The 25,320-nt window shown below is 66.9% G+C and carries 2 protein-coding genes (1 of these 2 running past the window's edge); both read left to right on the top strand.

The genetic code is table 11. The features are described 5' to 3' along the window. Positions 1-10,273: the 3' portion of a non-ribosomal peptide synthase/polyketide synthase gene (locus AD664_RS26630; RefSeq protein WP_053151598.1), read on the top strand. 2,081 nt of this gene lie to the left of the window's left edge; only the last 10,273 of its 12,354 coding nucleotides appear in the window; its start codon lies off the left edge, out of view; the stop codon is at positions 10,271-10,273. Next, a complete protein-coding gene (locus AD664_RS26625) occupies positions 10,273-25,320 on the top strand; it encodes a non-ribosomal peptide synthetase (RefSeq protein WP_083454270.1) in 15,048 nt (5,015 codons plus the stop codon). Before AD664_RS26630 ends, AD664_RS26625 begins: the two co-directional genes overlap by 1 nt.

The following is a 25,320-nucleotide window of genomic DNA, read 5'->3' as shown; positions in this document are numbered from 1 at the left end:
CCAGGGCGTGCTGGCGTCCACCTCGGTGTGCTTCGACTTGTCGGTGTGGGAGCTGTTCGTGACCCTGGCCAACGGTGGTTCGCTGATCATCGCCCGCAATGCGCTGGAGCTGCCGCAACTGCCGACCAGGGATCAAGTGCGCCTGATCAACACGGTGCCCTCGGCCATCGCCGCGTTGCAGCGCAGCGGTGAGATTCCGGCCAGTGTGCGGATCATCAACCTGGCGGGAGAGCCGCTGAAGCAAAGCCTGGTGGAGGCGCTGTATGAGTCGCCGACTCTTGAGCATGTCTACGACCTGTACGGTCCTTCCGAAGACACCACCTATTCCACCTGGACCCGGCGCACCGTCGGTGGCACCGCGAACATTGGCCGACCGCTCAAGCACACCGCCAGTTACCTGCTCGATGCCGACCTGCAAGCGGTGCCCCAAAGTGTTTCGGCGGAACTGTACCTCAGCGGTGCAGGCATCACCCGGGGGTACCTGGGTCGGGCGGCGCTGACCGCCGAGAAGTACGTGCCCAACCCGTTTTCCACCACGGGCGAGCGGCTGTACCGCACCGGCGATCTGTGCCGTTATCGTGTCGATGGCGTGCTCGAATACCAGGGCCGTATCGACCATCAGGTGAAGATCCGCGGGTTCCGCATCGAGCTGGGGGAAATCGAAGCGCGGCTGTTGCAGCAGCCCCAGGTGCGCGAGCTGGCGGTGTTGGCCCAGGACAGCGAGCAGGGCCAGCAACTGGCGGCGTTCATCGTGCCGAGCGACGCTGCCGTGCTGACCCAGGCCGAAGCCCAGGTGCACCTGCGCGAAACCCTCAAGGTTGCCTTGCGCGAACACTTGCCGGACTACATGGTGCCGACGTACCTGGTGTTCCTGGAGCGCCTGCCCCTGACCCCCAACGGCAAACTCGACCGCAAGGCGTTGCCAGCCGTGGACGGCAGCGAGCAGCAGCGCGCGTTCGTGGCGCCGCGCAGCCCCGTTGAGAAAACCCTGGCGGCGATCTGGCAGGCGGTGCTGAACCTCGCCGACATCGGCCTGGACGACAACTTCTTCGAGTTGGGCGGCGACTCTATCGTCTCTATGCAAGTGGTCAGCCGCGCGCGGCAAGCCGGGATCACGCTCAACCCCAAGGCGCTGTTCCAACACCAGACCCTGCGCAGCCTGGCGCAGGTGGCAGGCGCGGGCGACCAGCAGGTGGTCGAGCAGGGCCCGGCCACGGGCGTGGTGCCGTTGACCCCGGTGCAGCATTGGTTCTTCGAGCGTGACATCCCCGAACGCCAACACTGGAATCAGTCACTGTTGCTGGTGCCGAGCCAATGGCTCGACGCACCTGCACTGGACATGGCCCTGACTCACCTGGCCGGGCATCACGACGCCTTGCGCCTGCGTTTCACCCAGGTGAATGGCCAGTGGCAGCAGGCCTATGTCGAACCGTCGGCGACCAGCCTGTTGTGGCAACGCCAGGCGAGCTCGGTGGAACAGCTCAACGCCCTGTGTGACGACGCCCAGCGCAGCCTGGACCTGGAACACGGGCCATTGATGCGGGCGTTGCTGGTGGACATGGCCGACGGCAGCCAGCGCTTGTTGCTGGCGATCCATCACCTGGTGGTGGACGGTGTTTCCTGGCGCGTGCTGTTGGACGACCTGCAACGTGTCTACGGCCAGCTACATGCCGGCCAGCCGCTCCAGGCGCCCGCGAGGACCAGCGCCTACGGGGCGTGGTCGAGCCGGCTGCACGGGGACCTCGACCGATTCATGCACAGCCTCGACTACTGGCGTGCCCAGGCGGGCACCGGCAATGACTTGCCGTGTGACTACCCGCAGGTGGCCCAGCAGGCTCGCGACGAGCGCAAGGTCCAGGTGAAGCTGGACGCCGAACAGACGCGGCAACTGCTGCAACAGGCTCCCAAGGCCTACCGCACTCAGGTCAACGACCTGTTGCTGACGGCCCTGGCGCGCACCCTGTGCCGTTGGACCGGCCAGGATCACGCACTGATCCAGCTGGAAGGGCATGGCCGCGAAGACCTGTTCGACGGTGTTGACCTGACCCGCACCGTCGGCTGGTTCACCAGCCTGTTCCCGGTCGGCCTGCGACCGGCCGCCGAACTGGGCGCCTCGCTCAAGGCCATCAAGGAGCAACTGCGCGCCGTGCCGGACAAGGGCCTGGGTTATGGCGTGCTGCGCTATCTGGGCGAACCGGCGGTGCGCGCCGAGCTGGCGGCCTTGCCGGCGCCGCGCATTACCTTCAACTACCTGGGCCAGTTCGACCGTCAGTTCGACGACGGCGCGCTGTTCGTGCCGTCCAGCGAAGGCAGCGGCGCCGCCCAGGATGCCCGGGCGCCGCTGGCGAACTGGCTGACGGTCGAAGGCCAGGTCTACGGCGGCGAGCTGACGCTGAACTGGGGCTTCAGCGAGCGAATGTTCAAGCACCAGACCATCGAAACCCTGGCGGCGGCGTATCGCGCCGAGCTGAGCGCGCTGATCGAACATTGCTGCGGCCTGCAAGCGCCGCAAGCGACCCCGTCGGACTTCCCCCTGGCGCGCCTCACCCAGGCGCAGCTCGACAGCCTGCCGGTGGACGCCGGGCAACTGGACGATCTCTACCCGCTCTCGCCGATGCAGCAGGGCTTGTTGTTCCACAGCCTGTACGAGCAGACGGCGGGGGCGTACATCAACCAGTTGCGAGTGGACGTGCACGGCATCGACCCGCAACGGTTTCGCCAGGCCTGGCAGGCCACGCTCCAGGCCCACGACATCCTGCGCAGCGGCTTTGCCTGGCAGGGTGACCTCGAACAGCCGGTGCAGATCGTCCTGCGCCAGGTCCAATTGCCGTTCACGCACCTCGACTGGCGCGGGCACGAGCGGTTGGCCGATGCCCTGGATGAACGCGCCGAAGCCGAACGCAGGGAGGGTTTCGACCTGGCCCAGGCGCCGTTGCTGCGCCTGGTGCTGGTGCAGACCGCTGCCGATCGTTGGCACCTGATCTACACCCATCACCACATCCTGATGGACGGCTGGAGCAACGCCCAATTGCTGGGTGAAGTGTTTCAGCGCTACAGCGCTCGCCCAGTCGTGGCCAGTGGCGGACGCTATCGCGACTACATCGCCTGGCTGCAACGCCAGGACGCGCACCAGAGCGAAGCGTTCTGGACCGCGCAACTGGCCACCTTGCAAGAGCCGACGCGGTTGGCGCGGGTGTTGCCCGGTGCTGAAGCCGAGAGCGGCCATGGCGATCATTACCTGACCCTGGATGCCCCGCGAACCCAGGCCCTGGAACAGTTCGCCCGCACGCAGAAAGTCACCCTCAATACCCTGGTGCAGGCGGCGTGGCTGTTGCTGCTGCAGCGCTACACCGGACATGCCAGCGTGGCCTTCGGCGCCACCGTGGCGGGGCGTCCGATGGACCTGCCGGGCATCGAGCAACAGGTCGGCCTGTTCATCAACACTGTGCCGGTGATCGCCGCGCCGCGCCCGGACCAGTCGGTCGCGGCCTGGTTGCAAGCCGTGCAGGCGCAGAACCTGAGCCTGCGTGAATACGAGCACACGCCCCTGGCCGATCTCCAGCGCTGGGCCGGGCAGGGCGGCGAGGCACTGTTCGACAACATCCTGGTGTTCGAGAACTACCCGATTGCCCAGGCCCTGCAACAAGGTGCCGGAGCAGGTGTGGTGTTCGGCGAGGTCAGCCACCTGGAGCAGACCCATTATCCGTTGAGCGTGGCCGTGACCCTCGGCCAGACGCTGGCGTTGCACCTGTGTTTCGACCGCATACAGTTCAGCCTGGCCGCCATCGAGGGCATCGCCGCCCAACTGGTGCATCTGCTGGAACGCTTCACCGAGTCGGCCGCGTGTCAACTGGGGGACATTGCCCTGGTCAGCGCCGAAGAGCAGGCCCGGCAACTGGCGGCCAACGCGCCACAGCTTTACCCGACCGACGTCGCCGTGCACCAGCGCATCGCCCAGTGGGCCGCGTTGAGCCCGCAGCGTACGGCGGTGAAGTTCGACGGCGAATCGTTCAGCTACGGCGACATCGATCGCCGGGCGAACCAATTGGCCCATGCCCTGATAGCTCGTGGCGTCGGCCCGGAAAGCCGGGTCGGCGTTGCCTTGCCGCGCAGCGAAGGGGTGATCGTCGCACTGCTGGCGGTGCTCAAGGCCGGCGCTGCCTATGTGCCGCTGGACACCGGTTATCCCCGTGAGCGCCTGGCCTACCTGATCGAGGATTGCGGGCTGGCGCTGTTGCTCACCGATTCCCGGGTGTCGGCGCAACTGCCCCTCGAAGGCGTCGCCCAGGTGCTGGAACTCGATGGCCTCGACCTGAGCCGGCAACCGATGGACGCCCCTGTCGTGTCCATCGATCCGCAAAGCCTTGCCTACGTGATCTACACCTCCGGTTCCACCGGCAACCCCAAAGGGGTGAGCGTGGCCCATGGTCCGCTGGCGATGCACTGCCAGGCCATCGGCGAGCGCTATGAGATGCAGGCCAGCGATTGCGAGTTCCACTTCATGTCCTTCGCCTTCGACGGCGCCCATGAACGCTGGCTCACCAGCCTGACCCACGGCGCTTCGCTGCTGGTTCGCGACGACAGCCTGTGGACCCCGGAGCAGACCTACAACGCCATGCGTGAACACGGCGTGACGGTGGTGGCGTTCCCGCCGGTGTACCTGCAACAGTTGGCCGAACACGCCGAGCGCGAAGGCAACCCACCGAAGGTGCGCATCTACTGCTTTGGCGGCGACGCGGTGCCCAACGCCAGTTTCGAGCGGGTCAAGCGCGCCCTGGACCCGGATTGCATCATCAACGGCTACGGCCCGACCGAAACCGTGGTCACGCCGCTGATCTGGAAGGCCGGACGCGAGGTGAGCTGTGGCGCTGCTTATGCGCCTATCGGCAGCCGTATCGGCGATCGCAGCGCCTACGTGCTGGACGCCGACCTGAACCTGTTGCCCCAAGGCCTGGCCGGTGAGCTGTACCTGGGCGGCAGCGGGCTGGCTCGGGGTTACCTGAACCGTCCGGGCCTGACCGCCGAGCGCTTTGTCGCCGATCCGTTTGGTGGCCGCGGCGGCCTGCTGTACCGCACCGGTGACCTGGTGCGCCAGCGCGCCGACGGGTCCTTCGATTACCTCGATCGCATCGACAACCAGGTGAAGATCCGCGGCTTCCGTATCGAGCTGGGCGAGGTCGAAGCCCGCCTGCAAGCGTTGGCCGGCGTGCGCGAGGCGGTCGTGGTGGCCCAGGAAGGCACCGCCGGCAGCGGCAAGCGCCTGGTCGCCTACGTGGTCGCCGACGCGCCAGCCCCTCGGGACGAAGCGTTCGCCGAACATCTGCGCGCGCAGCTCAAGGCGAGCCTGCCGGCGCACATGGTCCCGGCCTATCTGCTGGTGCTCGAACGCCTGCCGCTGACCCCCAACGGCAAGCTCGATCGCAAGAACCTGCCCAAGCCCGACGTCAGCCAACTGCAACACGCCTACGTGGCGCCGCGCAGCCTGCTGGAACAGCAATTGGCGTCCATCTGGCAGGACGTGCTCAAGCTGGGGCAGGTGGGCCTGCGGGACAATTTCTTCGAGCTGGGTGGCGATTCCATCGTTTCGATCCAGGTGGTCAGCCGCGCCCGCCAGCTCGGGATTCACTTCACGCCCAAGGATTTGTTCCAGCACCAGACCATCGAAGCGTTGGCCGCGATGGCGCGCCAGGGCGAAACCACGCAAGGGGTCGACCAGGGACCGGTGACCGGCGAGCTGACGCTGCTGCCGGTGCAGCGGCTGTTTTTCCAGGAGTCGATCCCCGAGCGCCAGCACTGGAACCAGTCGGTGTTGCTCAAGCCGACGCAGCTTCTGGACGCCCGTGCGCTGGAGCAGGCCCTGGACGCCCTGGTGGTGCATCACGACGGCCTGCGCTTGAGCTTTGCCGATGACGGCAAAGGTTGGCAGGCCAGCTATCGGTCGCTGGCCCAGCAGCCCGAGGGTCTGCTGTGGGTGGCGGAGGTGGCCGATGCCGCGGCGTTGGAACACCTGGCCAACGAAGTGCAACGCAGCCTGGACCTGCAAGCCGGGCCGTTGTTGCGGGCCGCGCTGACGACCCTCACCGATGGCACCCAGCGCCTGCTGCTGGCGATCCATCACCTGGTGGTGGACGGTGTGTCGTGGCGGATTTTGCTGGAAGACCTGCAGAGCGCCTACCGTCAGTTCTCTGCCGGCCAGGCGCTGCAACTGCCGGCGAAAACCACCTCGGCACAAGCCTGGGCCGACCGTTTGCAAGGCTACGCCCGCAGTGCCGCATTACAGGAGGAACTGGTGTTCTGGCAGGCGCACCTTGACGGTGCTGACGGCCGGTTGCCGCTGGACAATCCCCAGGGCGGACGGCAGAACCGCCACGCCCTCACCGTGCGTACTCGCCTTGACGCAGCGCTGACCCGCCAATTGCTGCAGGACGCGCCCAAGGCGTATCGCACCCAGGTCAACGATCTGCTGCTGACCGCGTTGGCCCGGGTCATGGTGCGCTGGACCGGCACCGACAGCGCATTGATCCAGCTCGAAGGCCATGGCCGCGAAGCGGTGTTCGCCGACGTCGACCTGACCCGTACCGTCGGCTGGTTCACCAGCCTGTACCCGGCCCGGCTGACGCCGACGACGGACCTGGGGGATTCACTGAAACAGGTCAAGGAGCAACTGCGCTCGATCCCGAACAAGGGCCTGGGCTTCGGGGCGCTGGCTCAACTGGGCGACGCCACGGCGCAAGCCTGCCTGACCGGGCTGCCCACGCCGGGCCTGACCTTCAATTACCTGGGCCAGTTCGACGCCAGTTTCGATGGGGCGCACGGCGCCTTGTTCGTGCCGGCCAGCGAAGGTGCCGGCGACGAGTTGCACGCCGATGCGCCGTTGTCCAACACCCTTGCCCTTAACGGCCAGATGTTCGGCGGCGAACTGAACCTGGGCTGGACCTTCAGCCGCGAGCAGTTCGACGCGGCCACCGTGCAGGCCCTGGCCGATGACTACGCCCGGGAGCTGCAAGGGCTGATCGAGCATTGCTGTGACGGCGCCCACGGCGGCGTCACGCCGTCGGACTTCCCGCTGGCTCGCCTGGACCAGCGTCAACTGGACGGCCTGCCGATGGCGGCGGCGCAGATCGCCGACCTCTACCCGTTGTCGCCGATGCAACAGGGCATGCTGTTCCACAGCGTCTATGGTCAGGCCAGCGGCGCCTACATCAACCAGTTGCGCCTGGACGTCGAAGGCCTGGACCCGGACCGCTTCCACCAGGCATGGCAGGCGGCAGTGGACGCCCATGACATCCTGCGCACGCGTTTCGTCTGGCAAGGCGACCTGCCCGATCCGGTGCAGGTGGTCAGCAAGCACCTGGCATTGCCTTACTGCCTGCACGACCTGCGCAACGACCCGCAGCGCGATGAAACCGTGGTGGCCCTGGCCGAGGCGGAACGCCGGCAACTGGACCTGGGCGCGCCGGCGCTGCTGCGGCTGGCGATCGTGCGCCTCGACGCACAGCGCTATCACCTGATCTACAGCCATCACCACATCCTCATGGACGGCTGGAGCAACTCGCAATTGCTCGGCGAAGTGCTGCAACGCTACAGCGGCCAGGACGTGCCCGTGCCGATCAGCCGCTACCGCGATTACATCGCCTGGCTGCAACGCCAGGCCGTGACGGCCAGCGAGGCGTTCTGGACGCCGGCCCTGCGCCGCCTGGAGACGCCGACCCGGCTGGCCGAGGTGCTGGCAAAACCGGCGATGGATGAGACGGGGTATGGCGATCACGTGCATGGCCTGGACGAAGCGCTGACCCGGCGCCTGGAGGCCTTTGCCCGCGCCTCGAAAGTCACCGTCAACACACTGGTGCAGGCCGCCTGGCTGCTGCTGTTGCAGCGTTACACCGGCAAGGACACCGTGGCCTTCGGCGCCACCGTGGCCGGGCGTGCGGCGCAGTTGCCCGGCATCGAGCAGCAGATCGGCCTGTTCATCAACACCCTGCCAGTGATCGCCAGCCCACGGGCCGAGCAGACCCTGGACAGTTGGCTGCACGCGGTGCAAGAGCAGAACCTGGCCCTGCGCGAATTCGAGCACACTGCGTTGCTGGACATCCAGCGCTGGGCCGGGCAGGGCGGTGAAGCGTTGTTCGACAGCCTGCTGGTGTTCGAGAACTATCCGATTGCCCAGGCACTGGAACAGGGCGCGCCGGACGGCTTGCGCTTCGGCCCGGCGGCCACCCGGGAGCAAACCAGCTACCCGTTGACGCTGTTGGTGAGCCTGGAGCGGCAACTGTCGGTGCACCTGAGTTACCAGCGCTCGAGTTTCGAGCCGGCCGCCGTCACGCGACTGGCCGCGCACCTGGCGCAACTGTTGGCGCAGATGGTCGATGGCGGCGAGCGCCGGCTGGCTGAGCTGACACTGCTCGAAGCCGACGAGTACCAGCGCCTGATCCACGACTGGAACCCGGTCGACGGGTCGTTCGAGCACAGCCTGTGCATTCACCAGGTGATCGCCCGTCAAGCGGCAGCCACGCCGGATGCCTTGGCCGTGACCTTCGCCCACACGACACTGAGCTACAGCGAACTGGATGGCCGTGCCAATCGCCTGGCCCACAAGCTCATCGAATTGGGCGTTGGCCCGGAAGTCCGAGTCGGCGTGGCGATGCCGCGTTCCGAGCAGTTGCTGATCGCCTTGCTGGCGGTGCTCAAGGCCGGCGGTGCTTATGTGCCTCTCGATCCGGATTACCCGGCTGAGCGGGTGGCCTACATGCTCGACGACAGCCGTGCGCGGGTGCTGCTGACCGAACAGGCAGTGGCGGCGACCTTGTCGGTGCCTGAGGCGACGGCGGTGTTGATGCTCGATCGCCTCGACCTGGCCGGTTATTCCCTTGCTGCACCCCACACCGGCGTGACCCCGGACAACCTGGCCTATGTGATCTACACCAGCGGCTCCACCGGCCTGCCCAAAGGCGTGGCGATTGCCCATCGCAATGTGCTGGCGCTGATCGATTGGTCGCGCTCGGTGTATCGCCGCGAAGATATCCAGGGCGTGCTGGCGTCCACCTCGGTGTGCTTCGACTTGTCGGTGTGGGAGCTGTTCGTGACCCTGGCCAACGGCGGTTCGCTGATCATCGCCCGCAATGCGCTGGAGCTGCCGCAACTGCCGGCCCGGGATCAGGTGCGTTTGATCAACACGGTGCCCTCGGCCATCGCCGCGTTGCAGCGCAGCGGTGAAATTCCGACCAGTGTGCGGATCATCAACCTGGCGGGAGAGCCGCTGAAGCAAAGCCTGGTGGAGACACTGTATGAGTCGCCGACCCTTGAGCATGTCTACGACCTCTATGGCCCCTCTGAGGACACCACCTATTCCACCTGGACCCGGCGCACTGTCGGTGGCACGGCGAACATCGGCCGACCGCTCAAGCACACCGCCAGTTACCTGCTGGATGCCGACCTGCAAGCGGTGCCCCAAGGCGTTTCGGCGGAACTGTACCTCAGCGGCGCAGGCATCACCCGGGGTTACCTGGGGCGGGCGGCGCTGACCGCCGAGAAGTACGTGCCCAACCCGTTTTCCACCACGGGCGAGCGGCTGTACCGCACCGGTGACCTGTGTCGTTATCGCGTCGATGGCGTGCTCGAATACCAGGGCCGTATCGACCATCAGGTGAAGATCCGCGGGTTCCGCATCGAGCTGGGGGAAATCGAAGCGCGGCTGTTGCAGCAGCCCCAGGTGCGCGAAGTGGCGGTATTGGCCCAGGACGCTCCGGGCGGCTCGCAACTGGTGGCCTACGTGGTCGTCCCGGCACTCGACCGGGACGCCAGCGAGCAGGCGCGTGGCTTGCGCGATCAACTCAAGGCCGGCCTCAAGGCCCATTTGCCCGACTACATGATCCCGGCCCACCTGCTGTTCCTCGACCAATTGCCCCTGACCCCCAACGGCAAGCTCGACCGCAAGGCGTTGCCGGCGGTGGACGCTGGCCTGTCCCAGGCCGGTTATGTCGCGCCGGCCAGCGCACTCGAACAGCAGGTGGCCGCGATCTGGGCCCAGGTGCTCACGGTGGAGCGTGTCGGCCGCGACGACCACTTCTTCGAGCTGGGCGGCCATTCGCTGCTGGCGGTCAATGCCGTCTCGCGCATGGCCCTCGAACTGGGGCTGAGCCTGACCCCCCAACTGATTTTCCAGCACCCCGTCCTCAAGGCGTTTGTCGCGCAACTGGACACCGCGGACGGGCCAATCAATGAACAGAAACTGAACAAGCTGGAAGCCCTGCTTGATGAAATGGAGGAAGTCTGATGGACAAGAGTGTTGCTTTGAGGATTGCCAAGCGCTTTATCACTCTGCCGCTGGACAAACGCAGGCTGTACCTGGAGAAGATGCTTGAAGAGGGCGTCTCGCCGGCCAATCTGCCGATTCCCGAGGTGCGTTCCGGGTTCGAGCACATCGCGCTGTCCTACGCCCAGGAGCGCCAGTGGTTCCTGTGGCAGATGGACCCCCACAGCCCGGCGTATCACATCCCCACGGCCTTGCGCCTCAAGGGCCGCCTCGACGTGCCGGCCCTGGAGCGCAGCTTCAACGCCGTGGTCGAGCGCCACGAGAGCCTGCGCACCACCTTCATCGAACACGGCGAGCAGACCGTGCAGGTGATCCACCCGCACCTGTCGCTGCGCATTGCGATCGAGTCATTGGCGGGCGGTGGGCCGGCCAGCGAGGACGAGCGCATCAAGGCATTCGTCGAAGATGAAACCGCGCGCCCCTTCGATCTGCGCCAGGGGCCTTTGCTGCGGGTGTCGCTGTTGGAAATCGGCGAGGACGACCATGTGCTGGTATTGATCCAGCACCACATCATTTCCGATGGCTGGTCGATGCAGGTGCTGGTGGATGAACTGGTGCGCCACTATGCGTTCCTGACGGCTGTCGACGGTGCCGATGCGGCCCTGGCGTTGCCGGAACTGCCGGTGCAATACGCCGACTACGCAATCTGGCAGCGGCACTGGCTCGAGGCCGGTGAACGTGAGCGGCAGTTGGCCTACTGGGTCGAGACCCTGGGTGGTGAACAACCTGTACTGGAGCTGCCACTCGATCGGCCACGCCCGCCCGTGCAAAGCTTTCACGGCGCCCGCCTGGACCTGGACCTGCCACCCGCGCTGGGCGCGGCCCTCAAGCAGTTGGCCCAGCGTGAAGGGGCCAGCCTGTTCATGGTGCTGCTGGCCTCGTTCCAGGCACTGCTGCACCGCTACAGCGGCCAGTCGCAGATTCGCGTCGGCGTGCCGGTGGCCAACCGCAACCGGGTCGAGACCGAAGGCCTGATCGGTTTCTTCGTCAACACCCAGGTGCTCAGTGCCGAGGTCGACGGGCAGTTGCCGTTCGACCGGCTGCTCGACCAGGTCAAGCAGTCGGCCCTGGCCGCCCAGGCGCACCAGGACCTGCCGTTCGAGCAGTTGATCGAAGCCCTGCAACCGGAGCGCAGCCTCAGCCACAGCCCGATCTTCCAGGTCATGTTCAACCACCAGAGCGCCAGCGCAGAACAGGCCCGGCAACGGCAACTGCCGCAACTGAGCATCGAGGACCTGGTGTGGGAAGGGCGCACCGCTCAGTTCGACCTGACCCTGGGCACCTATGAAACCGAGCAGGGCGTTGCCGCCGAACTGACCTATGCCACCGACCTGTTCGACGCCCGGACCATCGAGCGCCTGGCCGGGCACTGGCTGAACCTGTTGCACGGCATCGTCGAGGCACCGCAGCAACGCATCGGCGAACTGCCGTTGCTCGATGCGACCCAGCAGCAAGCGGGCCGGCAGGACTGGTTGCGCACGGTCGAGCATGGCGACGCGGCCTGCGTGCACCAGCGCATCGCCGAACAGGCACGCCGCACGCCGGAGGCGGTCGCCCTGATCGTCGAAGAGCAGGTCCTGACCTACGGTCAACTGGAGGCGCGCGCCAACCAGCTCGCCCATCGGCTGATTGCGCTGGGCGTGATGCCCGACCAGCCGGTGGGCATCGCGGTGGAGCGCAGCGCCGAGATGATTGTCGGCCTGCTGGCGATCCTCAAGGCCGGGGGCGCCTACGTGCCCCTGGACCCTGCTTACCCCGAGGATCGCCTGGCCTACATGATCGAGGACAGTGGCCTGCGGTTGCTGTTGACCCAGGCCCGCCTGCAAGACGTGCTGCCGATTCCGCCCGGCTTGCCGACGCTGTTGCTCGACCAGCCCGACGCGGCGTTGCAGCAGGCCCCGCACACCTGTCCGGCGGTGTCGCTGAATGCCGAACACCTGGCCTACGTGATCTACACCTCCGGTTCCACCGGCAAGCCCAAGGGCGTGATGGTGCGCCATGGCGCGCTGGGCAACTTCATCAGCAGCATGATCGCCCGGCCGGGCCTGGACGCCAGCGACCGTATGCTGTCGCTGACGACGTTTTCGTTCGATATCTTTGGCCTGGAAATCTACGGGCCGTTGTCCGCCGGGGCCTGCGTCGTGTTGACCGGGCAGCACGTTCACCAGGACCCGCAAGCGGTGCTGGCCTTGGTCGAGCGCCACGCTGTGACGGTGCTGCAAGCCACGCCATCGAGCTGGCGCATGTTGCTGGACCATGAACACGCGGCGCGACTGGCCGGACGCACCTTGCTGTGCGGCGGTGAAGCCTTGCCGCTGGCGTTGGCGCAACGGCTGCTGGCCCTGTCGCCGAAGGTCTGGAACCTCTACGGCCCGACCGAGACCACGATCTGGTCGGCCGTGCACCCGCTGAGCCTGGACAACAGCCGGCCGTTCCTCGGCACCCCCCTGGACAACACCGCGCTGTATGTCGTCGGCAGCGACCTGGCGCTCAACCCGCCCGGCGCTCCCGGTGAGTTGCTGATCGGCGGCGACGGCCTGGCCCGGGGCTATTTCCAGCGCCCGGCCCTGACGGCGGAGCGCTTCGTGCCGGACCCGTTCTCCCGCACCGGCGCGCGCCTGTACCGCACCGGTGACCTGACCCGTTATCGGGCCGAAGGCGTAGTCGAGTACATCGGCCGCATCGACCACCAGGTGAAGATCCGTGGTCTGCGCATCGAGCTGGGCGAAATCGAGGCGGCGCTGCTGGCCCTCGCCCAAGTGCGTGAAAGCGTGGTGGTGGCCCACGAAGGGGCGACCGGTGCGCAACTGGTGGGCTATGTGGTGCCCCGTGCCCAGGCCATGCCGGATGCGCAAAACCAGCAGGCGCTGCGCAACGACATCAAGGCCGCGTTGAAGGCGCAGTTGCCGGAGTACATGGTCCCGGCGCACCTGGTGTTCCTCGCGAACCTGCCGTTGACCCCCAACGGCAAGGTCGATCGCAAGGCGCTGCCGGCCCCGCAAGCCAGCCCGTCGCAAGGCACTTACGCGGCCCCCCGCAGCGCCACCCAGCACATCGTGGCCGGCATCTGGCAAGACGTGCTCAAGCTTGAGCGGGTGGGCTTGGACGACCACTTCTTCGAACTCGGTGGCCACTCGTTGCTGGTCACCCAGGTGATGACCCGGGTGCGCCAGGCGTTGAAGGTCCAGGTGCCGCTGCGCACCTTGTTCGAACACAGCGTGCTCAGGGATTTCGTCGCGGCCCTGGGCGTGGAGCAAGCGCATCGGGAGCCGCCGCTGGTGGCGTTGCCGCGACAGTCGTTGATGCCGTTGTCGTATGCCCAGGAGCGCCAGTGGTTTCTCTGGCAACTGGAGCCCACCAGCACCGCCTATCACATCCCGGCGGCGTTGCGCCTGCGCGGGGCGCTGGACCTGCCGGCGTTGCAGCGCAGTTTCGATGCGCTGCTGGCCCGTCACGAATCCTTGCGCACGCGCTTCGTCGAGCACGATGGGCAGGCGTGGCAGACCGTCGACCCGGTTGCTTCGCTGGACATCGCTGTGCAGGCGTTGCCCGCCGACCTCGACGACGCGGCGCTCTTGATGCGGGTGGCGGAAGAAACCCGCGGCCTGTTCGATCTGCACCAGGGCCCGCTGATGCGGGTCACGCTGATGCGCCTGGCGGCTGAGGACCACGTGCTGGTGCTGACCCAGCACCACATCGTCTCCGATGGCTGGTCGATGCAGGTCATGGTCGATGAACTGATGGACACCTACGCTGCCTTCAGCACCGGCCAGGCACCGGCTTCGGCAGCGCTGGCGGTGCAGTACGCCGACTACGCCGCCTGGCAGCGACACTGGATGGACGCCGGTGAGCGCGAGCGTCAGTTGAGCTACTGGACCCAGCGCCTGGGTGATAACCCACCGTTGCTGGAGTTGCCCACCGACCGGCCGCGACCGGCCGAACAAAGCCATCGCGGTGCACGCCTGCAAGTGCCCTTGAGTGCCTCCCTGGCCGCCGACCTCAAGCAGTTGGCCCAGCGGGAAAACGTCACCTTGTTCGTGGTGTTGCTGGCGGCGTTCCAGACCCTGTTGCATCGCTACAGCGGCCAGGTCGACATTCGCGTTGGCGTGCCCGTGGCCAACCGTAACCGGGTCGAAACCGAAGGGCTGATCGGCTTCTTCGTCAACACCCAGGTGCTCAAGGCCGACATCGACAGCCAGCAAAGCCTGCGTAGCCTGTTGCAGCAGGTGCGCGACAACGTGCTCGGGGCCCAGGCCCACCAGGACCTGCCGTTCGAACAACTGGTGGACGCGCTGCAACCGGAGCGCAGCCTCAGCCACAGCCCGTTGTTCCAGGTGCTGCACAACCACCAGGCGCGCCAGCCCCGCGGTTCGGTGGCGCAATTGGCGCACGTCGATGTCCAGGCCCTGACCTGGGCCAGCGACACCGCCAAGTTCGACCTGACCCTGGACACCTACGAATCGGCGGACCAGCTCTGGGCCGAACTGACCTACGCCACCGACCTGTTCGAGGCCGCGACCATCGAACGCATGGGCCGGCACTGGACGAACCTGCTCCAGGCGCTGGTCGCCGATTGTGGACAACGTATCAGCCAGGTGCCGCTGCTCGATACCGCCGAACAGCAGGCCATGCTGGGCCTGTGGAACCCGCAACGGGCGGATTTCCCGAGCCATGAATGCCTGCACCAGCGGATCGAGGCCCAGGCCCTGCGAGCCCCCGACGCCATTGCGCTGAGTCATCTGGACCAGCACCTGAGCTATCACCAGCTCAACGCCCGGGCCAATCGCCTGGCCCATCGACTGATCGAAGCCGGTGTGGGGCCGGACGTGCGCGTCGGGCTGGGCATGGCGCGCGGCCTGGAGCTGGTGGTGGGCCTGCTGGCCATCCTCAAGGCCGGCGGCGCCTATGTGCCGCTGGACCCCAGCTACCCCGAGGAACGCCTGGCCTACATGATCGCCGACAGCGGGATCGGGCTGCTGGTGACCCAGGCCCAGGTTCTCGACCGTCTGCCGGTGCCCGACGGCGTGCGCAGCCTGCTGGTGGATGAGGACCTGCTCGGCTACAGCGACGCCAACCCGGGCGTGGCCATGTCTGCGGACAACCTGGCCTACGTGATCTACACCTCCGGCTCCACCGGGCAGCCGAAGGGCACGTTGCTGGCCCATCACAATGTGCTGCGGCTGTTCGAGGCCACCACGCAGTGGTTCGAGTTTGGCGCACACGACGTCTGGACCCTGTTCCATTCCTTTGCGTTCGACTTCTCGGTCTGGGAAATCTTCGGAGCGTTGCTGTACGGCGGCCGGTTGGTGGTGGTGCCGTACGACACCAGCCGTTCGCCGGAAGAGTTTCATGCCTTGCTCTGTCGCGAAGGCGTCACCGTGCTGAACCAGACCCCGTCGGCGTTCAAGCCGCTGATGCAGGTGGCTTGCGCGTCAACCACGGATGCGCAAGCCCTGGCGCTGCGTTATGTGGTGTTCGGCGGCGAGGCGCTGGACGTCAAGCACCTGCGGCCATGGTTCGAGCGCTTCGGCGACCGCGCGCCGCGACTGATCAACATGTACGGCATCACCGAGACCACGGTCCACGTGACCTACCGTCCGCTGGGCGAAGCCGATTTGCAGCGCGACGTCAGCAGCCCGATCGGCGAGCCGATTGGCGACCTGTCGTGGTACCTGCTCGACGGTGACCTGAACCCGGTGGCCGCCGGGTGCATCGGCGAGTTGTACATCGGCCGCGCGGGCCTGGCGCGGGGCTACCTGAACCGTGCCGACCTGACTTGCCTGCGCTTTATCCCCGACCCGTTCGGCGGCGAGGGCGGCCGGTTGTACCGCACCGGCGACCTGGCGCGCTGCCGCGCCGATGGCGTGATCGAATACGTCGGGCGCATCGACCATCAGGTGAAGATCCGCGGCTTCCGCATCGAGCTGGGGGAAATCGAAGCCCGGCTCCTGGCGCTGGCGTCGATCCGCGCCGCGGCCGTGCTGGCGGTGCCCCGCCTGAGCGGGCCGCAGTTGGTGGCCTACCTGGTGCCGACCGACGCCACCTTGGCGGGCGACCCGTCGCGCCAAGGCCAGTGGCGCGATGCAGTGCGCGCCGAACTCCGGGCGACCTTGCCCGAGCACATGCTGCCGGCGCACCTGGTGCTGCTGGAGCAACTGCCGCTGACCGCCAACGGCAAGCTCAACCGCAATGCGCTGCCGTCGCCGGACACCGGCACCGTGACGCAGGCTTACCAGGCCCCGCAAAGCGAGCTGGAGCAGCGTCTGGCAAGCCTCTGGCAAGAGGTGTTGAAACGGCCGCAAGTGGGCCTGGACGACAACTTCTTCGAGCTGGGCGGCGACTCGATCATCTCGATCCAGGTGGTCAGCCGTGCCCGCCAGGCCGGTATTCGCCTCAGCCCCAAAGACCTGTTCCAGCACCAGAGCGTGCGGCGCCTGGCCCTGGTGGCGACGTTGGAGGACGACCCGGCCGGGATTGACCAACAACCGGTCGAGGGACCGGCGTTGCTGCTGCCGATCCAGCAGCAGTTCTTCGACGAGGCGATCCCCACGCGCCACCACTGGAACCAGTCGGTGCTGCTCAAGCCTCGCATCGCCCTGGAGGCGGACAAGCTCGAACGGGTGCTGCGTGCCCTGGTCAATCACCACGACGCGCTGCGCCTGGGCTTTACCCAGCAGCCATCCGGCTGGGTGGCGGCGTATCGACCCCTTGAGCGGCCATCCGACGATTGGCTGTGGCAGGCCGACGTGGCCGACGTGGCCGACAGCGCGGAACTGGAAACGTTGGGCAACCGGGCCCAGCGCAGCCTTGACCTGCAAGACGGCCCGCTGCTGCGGGCGGTGCTGGCCAACCTTGCCGACGGCAGCCAGCGTCTGTTGCTGGTGATTCATCACCTGGTGGTGGACGGCGTGTCCTGGCGCATTCTGCTGGAAGACCTGCAAAACGCTTATCAACAGGTGTACCAGGGTCATGCCTTGAAACTGCCGGTCAAGACCCATGCCTTCAAGGACTGGAGCGAACGGTTGCAGCGCTACGCCGCCAGCCCGGCATTGCAGCAGGAGCGGGCGTACTGGCTGGACGGCCTGGGTGCCTGTGGCAACGACCTGCCGTGCGAGCGTTACGACGCCGGCCAGCAGAACCGGCTGCAAGCCACGGTCATGACTCGCCTCGATGCGAACCTGACCCGCCAACTGCTGCAAGAGGCGCCGAGCGCCTACCGCACCCAGGTCAACGACCTGTTGCTGACCGCGCTGGCGCGGGTGATCGGGCGCTGGACCGGGCAACCTTCGGTGCTGATCCAACTGGAGGGCCACGGCCGCGAAGCGCTGTTCGACGACATCGACCTGACGCGCACGGTGGGCTGGTTCACCAGCGTGTTCCCGGTGCGCCTGACCCCGCTGGACGGGCCGGGTGAATCGATCAAGCAGATCAAGGAACAGTTGCGCTCGATCCCGAACAAGGGCATCGGCTTTGGCGTACTGCGCCACTTCGGCGATGCGTCCACCCGGCAAGCTTTCGCCAACCTGCCCACGCCGCGCATCACCTTCAACTACCTCGGCCAGTTCGACGGCAGTTTCGCTGGCGATGACGGCGCGTTGTTCACCCCGGCCCAGGAAAACGCCGGCCTCGACCAGAGCGCCGATGCGCCGATGGGCAACTGGCTGACCCTCAACGGCCAGGTGTATGGCGGCGAACTGAGCATTGCCTGGAACTTCAGCCGCGAGCGCTTCCACCCCGCGACCCTCGAACGCCTGGCGGACGAGTACGCCCAAGAGCTGGCGCTGTTGATTGGTCATTGCGTGGAGCCCGGCAGCGTCGGCCTGACGCCGTCGGACTTCCCCCTGGCCGGCCTGACCCAGGCGCAGCTCGACGGGCTGCCGATGCCGGCGCGGCAGGTAGTCGATGTCTACCCGCTGTCGGCGATGCAGCAGGGCATGCTGTTCCACAGCCTCTATGAACACGCCGCCGGCGACTACATCAACCAGGTGCGCCTCGACGTCGAAGGCCTGGACCCGCAACGCTTCCAGCAGGCCTGGCAGGCCGCCGTGGAGGGTCACGACATCCTGCGCACCAGCTTCGTCTTGCAAGGACTGGAGCGGGCCGTGCAAGTGGTGCACAAGCAACTGGCGATGCCGTTCACCGTGCTCGACTGGCGTGAGCGCGGCGACACCCACGCCGGCCTCGACGCACTGGCCGAGACCGAACAGGCCCGGGGCTTCGACCTGACCCAGGGGCCGTTGCTGCGCATGACGGTGGTGCAACTGGATGAGCGGCGTTGCCACCTGATCTACACCAACCACCACATCCTGATGGACGGTTGGAGCAACTCGCAGCTGCTGGGCGAAGTGTTGCAGCGCTACGCCGGCCAGCCGGTGCCGGCCACGGCGGGGCGCTATCGCGACTACATCGACTGGTTGCAGCGCCAGGATCCGCAGCTCAGCCAGGCCTGGTGGGCCAGCCAACTGGCCGACCTGCAAGAGCCGACACGCCTGGCCCACGCGATCCAGCGGCCCGCCGACGATCAGCCGCGCCACGGCCATGGCGAGTGTCATCAACTGATCGATGCGCTGCAGACGCGCCTGTTGAGTGAGTTCGCCCGCCAGCAGAAGGTCACCCTCAACACCTTGGTCCAGGCCGCGTGGCTGTTGTTGCTGCAACGCCTGACCGGGCAGCAGACCGTGGCGTTCGGTGCCACCGTGGCCGGCCGTCCGACCGAACTGGCCGGGGTCGAGCAGCAGATTGGCCTGTTCATCAACACCTTGCCGGTGATCGCCAGCCCGCTGCCGGCGCAGACCATGGGCCAGTGGTTGCAGAGTGTCCAGGCGCAGAACCTGGCGCTGCGTGAACATGAGCACACGCCGTTGTTCGACATCCAGCGCTGGGCCGGCCAGAACGGTGAGGCGTTGTTCGACAACATCCTGGTGTTCGAGAACTACCCGGTGTCCCAGGCGCTGGAGCAGGGTGCCCCTGGGCAACTGCGCTTCAGCCACATCCAGAATCACGAACAGACCAACTACCCGCTGACCGTGGTGGTCAATGCCGGTGAGACCCTGGCGTTGCAGTACAGCTATCGACGCGAAGCGTTCGCCGAGGGCGTGGTCGAGCAGTTGAGCAGCCTGTTGGGTAACCTGCTGCGGCAGATGACCCAGTCGGCCGAGACGACCCTGGGCGAACTGGCGTTGCTGGATAGCGCGCAGGTGCAAGTGATCGAACAGTGGAACGCCACTGCCCAGCCGTTCGCCCTGGACCAGGGCGTGCACCGTCTGATCGAGGCCCAGGCCCTGCGCACGCCCGACGCCGTTGCCGTGGTGTTCGGCGACCAGGCACTGGGCTACCGCCAGCTCAACGAACGGGCCAACCAACTGGCCCACGCGCTGATCGAGCGTCAGGTCGGGCCGGACACGTTGGTCGGCATCGCGATGGAGCGCAGCCTGGAAATGGTGGTCGGCCTGCTGGCGATCCTCAAGGCCGGCGGTGCCTATGTGCCGCTGGACCCGGAGTACCCGCGTGAACGGCTCGGCTACATGATCCAGGACAGCGGCATCGGCCTGCTGCTGACCCAGCCGCAGGTGCTCGACGCCTTGCCGCTGCCCCAGGGCTTGCCGAGCCTGTGCCTGACTCCCGCGGGCGAGGCCTTCGACGCCTACCCGAGGGCGAACCCTGAGGTGGCGGTGCAGCCGGAGAACCTGGCCTACGTGATCTACACCTCCGGTTCCACCGGCCAGCCCAAGGGCGCCGGCAATGCCCACCGGGCACTGGTCAATCGGTTGGTGTGGATGCAACAGGCCTACGGGCTGACGCCGGCGGACACGGTCTTGCAGAAGACCCCGTTCAGTTTCGACGTGTCGGTGTGGGAGTTCTTCTGGCCGCTGATGGTCGGTGCGCGGCTGGTGGTCGCGGCGCCCGGCGCTCATCGGGACCCGGCGCGGCTGATCGAGCTGATCGAGCGCGAGCAGGTCAGCACGCTGCACTTCGTGCCGTCGATGCTCCAGGCGTTCTTGCAGGATGCCGACGTCCAGCGTTGCACCAGCCTGACGCGCATCGTTTGCAGCGGTGAGGCACTGCCGGTGCAGGTGCAGGTGCAGGTGTTCGCCAAGCTGCCGGGGGCCGGGTTGTACAACCTGTACGGCCCGACCGAGGCGGCCATCGACGTCACCCATTGGACCTGCCGCGACGAAGGCCGCGACAGCGTGCCCATCGGCCAGCCGATCGCCAACTTGTCGACGCATATCCTCGACAGCGGCCTGAACCCGTTGCCGGTCGGCGTGGCCGGCGAGTTGTACCTGGGCGGCGTGGGCCTGGCCCGGGGTTACCACCGTCGCCCGGGCCTGAGCGCCGAGCGTTTCGTCGCCAGCCCCTTGGGCGACGGCCAGCGCCTGTACCGCACCGGTGACCTGGCGCGGTATCGCGCCGACGGGGTGATCGAGTACGTCGGTCGCATCGACCACCAGGTCAAGTTGCGTGGCCTGCGCATCGAGCTGGGGGAAATCGAGGCGCGGCTGATGGCCCATGCGGCAGTGCGTGAAGCGGTCGTCGTGGCGTGTGACGTGGCGGGCAGCCAGCAACTGGTGGCCTACCTGGTGGCCGTCGATCCGGACGAACCGTCACGCCATCCCCCGCTCAATGGGCAACTCGACGCCTGGCTGGGGGAAAGCCTGCCGGACTACATGGTCCCGGCACACCGCGTATGGCTGGCGCAGATGCCGCTGAGCCCCAACGGCAAGCTCGACCGCAAGCGCCTGCCGGCCCTGGAGCTGGCCGCCGCAGAGCACGTGGCGCCGGCCAATGCCACCGAGCGCACGCTGGTGCAGATCTGGCAGGGCGTGTTGGGCGTCGAATCCGTTGGCGTCACGGATAATTTCTTCAACCTGGGCGCTGACTCGATCATCTCGATCCAGGTGGTCAGCCGCGCCCGTGAACAGGGCATCGACCTGAGCCCGAAAGACATCTTCCAACACCCCACCGTCCGCCAACTGGCCGAGCGGGTCATGTCGGCGGAACCTGTCACTTCGGCGGCCAGCGCCCTGGTGGACATGCCGCTGCACGGCCTGACCGAGCAGCAGGTGCGCCAGTTGCCGCTGCCGCAAGGGCGGTTGGACGGGTTGTACCGTCTGTCCCCGATGCAACAGGGCATGTTGTTCCTCGGCTTGAATTCGCCGGAAGCCGACCTGTACATCAACCAGTTGAGCATCCCGGTCCAGGGCCTGGAGCCGGCGCGTTTCCAGGCTGCCTGGGAGGCGGTGAGCCGGCGCCATGACATCCTGCGCAGCGGTTTCCTCTGGCAGGACATGGCCGAGCCATTGCAATTCGTCCTCGCCGATGCGCCGTTGCCCATCAGCCTGCTGGACTGGCGCGAGCAGGACGTTTCAGCCCAGGCCCTGCAAGATTTGGCCGACCGTGAACGGGCCCGGGGCTTCGACCTGGATCGCCCACCGTTGCAGCGCCTGTTGCTGGTGCGGATCGGTGCGGACAGCTATCAGCTGATCTGGACCTACCACCACATCCTGATCGACGGCTGGAGCAGTTCGCAGTTGATCGGTGAGGTGCTCAGCCACTACTCGGGGCGCGATCTGCCCGAGGCGGTGCCGTACCGTCGCTACATCAATTGGCTCGCCCAACAGGATGCCAGCGGCGGGGAACGCTTCTGGCGCCGGCACCTGGCCGAACTCGACGAACCGACCTACCTGGCCGACGCCGTGCCGCGCAAGGATGAGGGGCAGGGCAGGGGGCATGAAGCGCTCTACAGCCGCCTGGGCGAAGCCCGGACCGAACAGCTCAAGGCGTTTGCCAGGGACCAGCAAGTCACCCTCAACACCTTGGTGCAAGGCGCCTGGCTGGTGTTACTCAGTCGCTACAGCGGCCAGCGTTGCGTGGCGTTCGGCGCCACGGTGGCCGGCCGTCCCGCCAGCCTGCCGGCGTCGGAATCGATCCTGGGGTTGTTCATCAACACCCTGCCGGTGATCAAGCAGGTGTGCGCCGAGCAACCGGTGGGGCCGTGGTTGCGTGACCTGCAGGACTACAACCTGGACATGCGCGAGCGCGAATACACGCCGCTGACCGACGTCCAGCGCTGGGCCGGGCGCGCCGGGCAATCGCTGTTCGACAGCATCATTGTGTTCGAGAACCACCCCATCGACCAGGCGCTGCGCGAGTGGCGCGATGACTCGCTGAAGTTTGGCGAGAGCAGCGCCGCCGGCCTGACCAACTTCCCGATGGACCTGATGGTCACCCTCGAAGACGGGCTGGTGATCGAATACATGTTCCTGCGCGAGCATTTCGACCGGGCCACGGTGGAAGGCATCCGCGCCAACATGGAAGGGTTGCTGGCGGCGCTGTGCGAGGACGCCGCGCGGCCCCTGGGCCGTCTCGGCCTGGTCACCGGGCAGGCACTGGCGGCCCCGGCGGCCGAGCCATCGTCGGCGCCAGTGCCGGTGCACGTGCGCATCGGCCAATGGGCTGCCCGCGACAGTGAGCAGACGGCGGTCATCTTCGACGGCCAGCGGTTCAGCTACGGCCAGATCGAGGCCCGGGCCAATCGCCTGGCCCACGCCTTGATAGCCGAAGGGGTCGGGCCGGAGGTGCGGGTCGGCGTGGCCTTGCCCCGCAGCGAGCAAATGATCGTCGCCTTGCTGGCGGTGCTCAAGGCGGGTGGTGCCTACGTGCCGCTGGACGCCACTTATCCACGGGAGCGCCTGAGTTACCTGATGGACGATTCGGGCATTGCCCTGTTGCTCAGCGACTCGCGCCTGGACGCGGTGTTGCCGACCCGGGCCAATCTTCATGTACTGACGCTGGACCGTCTGGACCTCGACGACCTGCCGGACACGGCGCCCCAGGTGACGGTGCAGCCGGAAAACCTTGCCTACGTGATCTACACCTCCGGCTCCACCGGTTTGCCCAAGGGCGTGGGCGTGGCCCATGGTGCCCTGGCGATGCACTGCCAGGCCATCGGCCAGCGTTATGAAATGAGCACGGCCGATTGCGAGTTGCACTTCATGTCGTTCGCCTTCGACGGTGCCCATGAGCGCTGGCTGACCCCGTTGACCCATGGTGCGCGGTTGCTGATCCGCGACGACAACCTCTGGACTGCCGAGCAGACCTTCAACGCCTTGCATGAGCATGGCGTGACGGTGGCGGCGTTCCCGCCGGTGTACTTGCAGCAACTGGCCGAGCACGCCGAGCAACAGGGCAACCCGCCGCCGGTGCGGGTCTACTGCTTCGGCGGCGATGCCGTGCCGCAAGCGAGTTTCGAGCTGGCCAGGCGCGCCCTCAAGCCGCGCTACATCATCAACGGCTACGGCCCGACCGAAACCGTGGTCACGCCGCTGATCTGGAAGGCGGGCGCCGAGCAGACGTGCGGCGCGGCGTATGCGCCCATCGGCACGCTCGTCGGCCAGCGTTGTGGCTACGTGCTGGACCACGACCTCAATCGCCTGCCGGTCGGCGTGGCGGGCGAGTTGTACCTGGGCGGGGCGTTGGCCCGGGGTTACCTGGGGCGTGCCGGCGGCACGGCCGAACGCTTTGTCGCCGATCCATTCGGCGGCGCCGGTGCCCGCCTGTACCGCACCGGCGACCTGGTGCGACAACGCGAGGATGGCACCCTTGACTACCTGGGCCGTATCGACCAGCAGGTGAAGATCCGGGGTTTCCGCATCGAGCCGGGGGAAATCGAGGCCCGCCTCAAGCAACTGCCAGGGGTGCGTGACGCGGCGGTGGTGGCGCGCGACGGCGCCAGCGGCAAGCAATTGGTCGGCTACGTGCTGCCCGTCGATTCGACATCGACCGGGGAGTGGTGCGAGGGTCTGCGCGAACAGCTCAAGGCGAGCCTGCCGGACTACATGGTGCCGGCCCACCTGATGCTGCTCGAACGCCTGCCGCTGACACCCAACGGCAAGCTCGACCGCAAGGCACTGCCGGCGCCGGGTGCCGATCCGGCGCGCCAGGGCTACGTGGCACCGGACAGCGCGCTTGAAAAAGCCTTGGTGGACATCTGGCAGGACGTGCTGAAAGTCGAGCGGGTCGGGGTGACCGATCACTTCTTCGAACTGGGCGGTGACTCGATCCTCAGCCTGCAAGTGGTGGCCCGCAGTCGGGGGCTCAAGGCCCAGGGCTTGAACCTTAAGCTGCGCGACCTGATGCAGAAACCGACCATCGCCCAGTTGGTGGCGGGTTTGCAGGGCCAAGCCTCGACGCCTTCCACTGTGTTGGCGATGAACGCCGAGGTGCGGGGCACGGCACCGCTGTTCTGCATCCATGCCGGGTTTGGCACGGTGTTCGACTATGAACCGCTGGCGCGGCGCTTGAGCGGTGTGCGCCAGGTGCTGGCAGTGCAGTCGGCGATGCTGCTGGATCCGGCGTGGCGCGACGCATCGCTGCCGGCGATGGCCAGCGCCTACGTGGCCCAGATTCGCGCACGGCAACCGCAAGGGCCGTATTCGCTGCTGGGGTGGTCCCTGGGCGGCACCCTGGCCTTGTTGATGGCCGCGCAATTGGAGCGCGAAGGGCAGCAGGTCGAGTTTGTCGGCCTGGTCGACAGCTTCGTGCCTTCGGCCGCGGTGGATCGCCACGCAGTGGATGACTGGCGCGCCGACCTGCGGGATTTCGTGCGGGTGACGTTGCTCGACGCCAGGTTGCCGCAGTTGATCGAGGGCGAGGAAACGGTGACGAACCTGCGCGCGTTGCTGGCGACGGCGATGGCCGGCGAGGGCGTTGCCTCCACCTACCTGGCTTTGGGTGCCGATGAGCTGGCCCATGTCTTTTGCGTCGCCCGCCACCTCAAGCACCTGTCGCTGCAACTGGACCGGTGCCCGACGGTGGCGGTGGAACCGACGTGCTGGTGGACGCCGGGGCGCGAAGCCGAAGGGCTGGAACTGGCTGCGCAGGTGGGGCAGCCGGTGCTGGGTGAGCGGATCGACTGCGGTCACTTCCAGATTCCCCGGGATGAACGGTTCCTGGCCAGGGCTGAAGAAATCCTTGCCGAGATCGTTGAATCAGAAGTCTTGTCCTGA

The sequence above is a fragment of the Pseudomonas sp. P97.38 genome (assembly GCF_001269745.1).
Lineage (GTDB): Bacteria > Pseudomonadota > Gammaproteobacteria > Pseudomonadales > Pseudomonadaceae > Aquipseudomonas > Aquipseudomonas chlororaphis_E.
The sequence above is the reverse complement of the archived record's forward strand: the minus strand, read 5'-3'. Positions and strand labels throughout refer to the sequence as shown.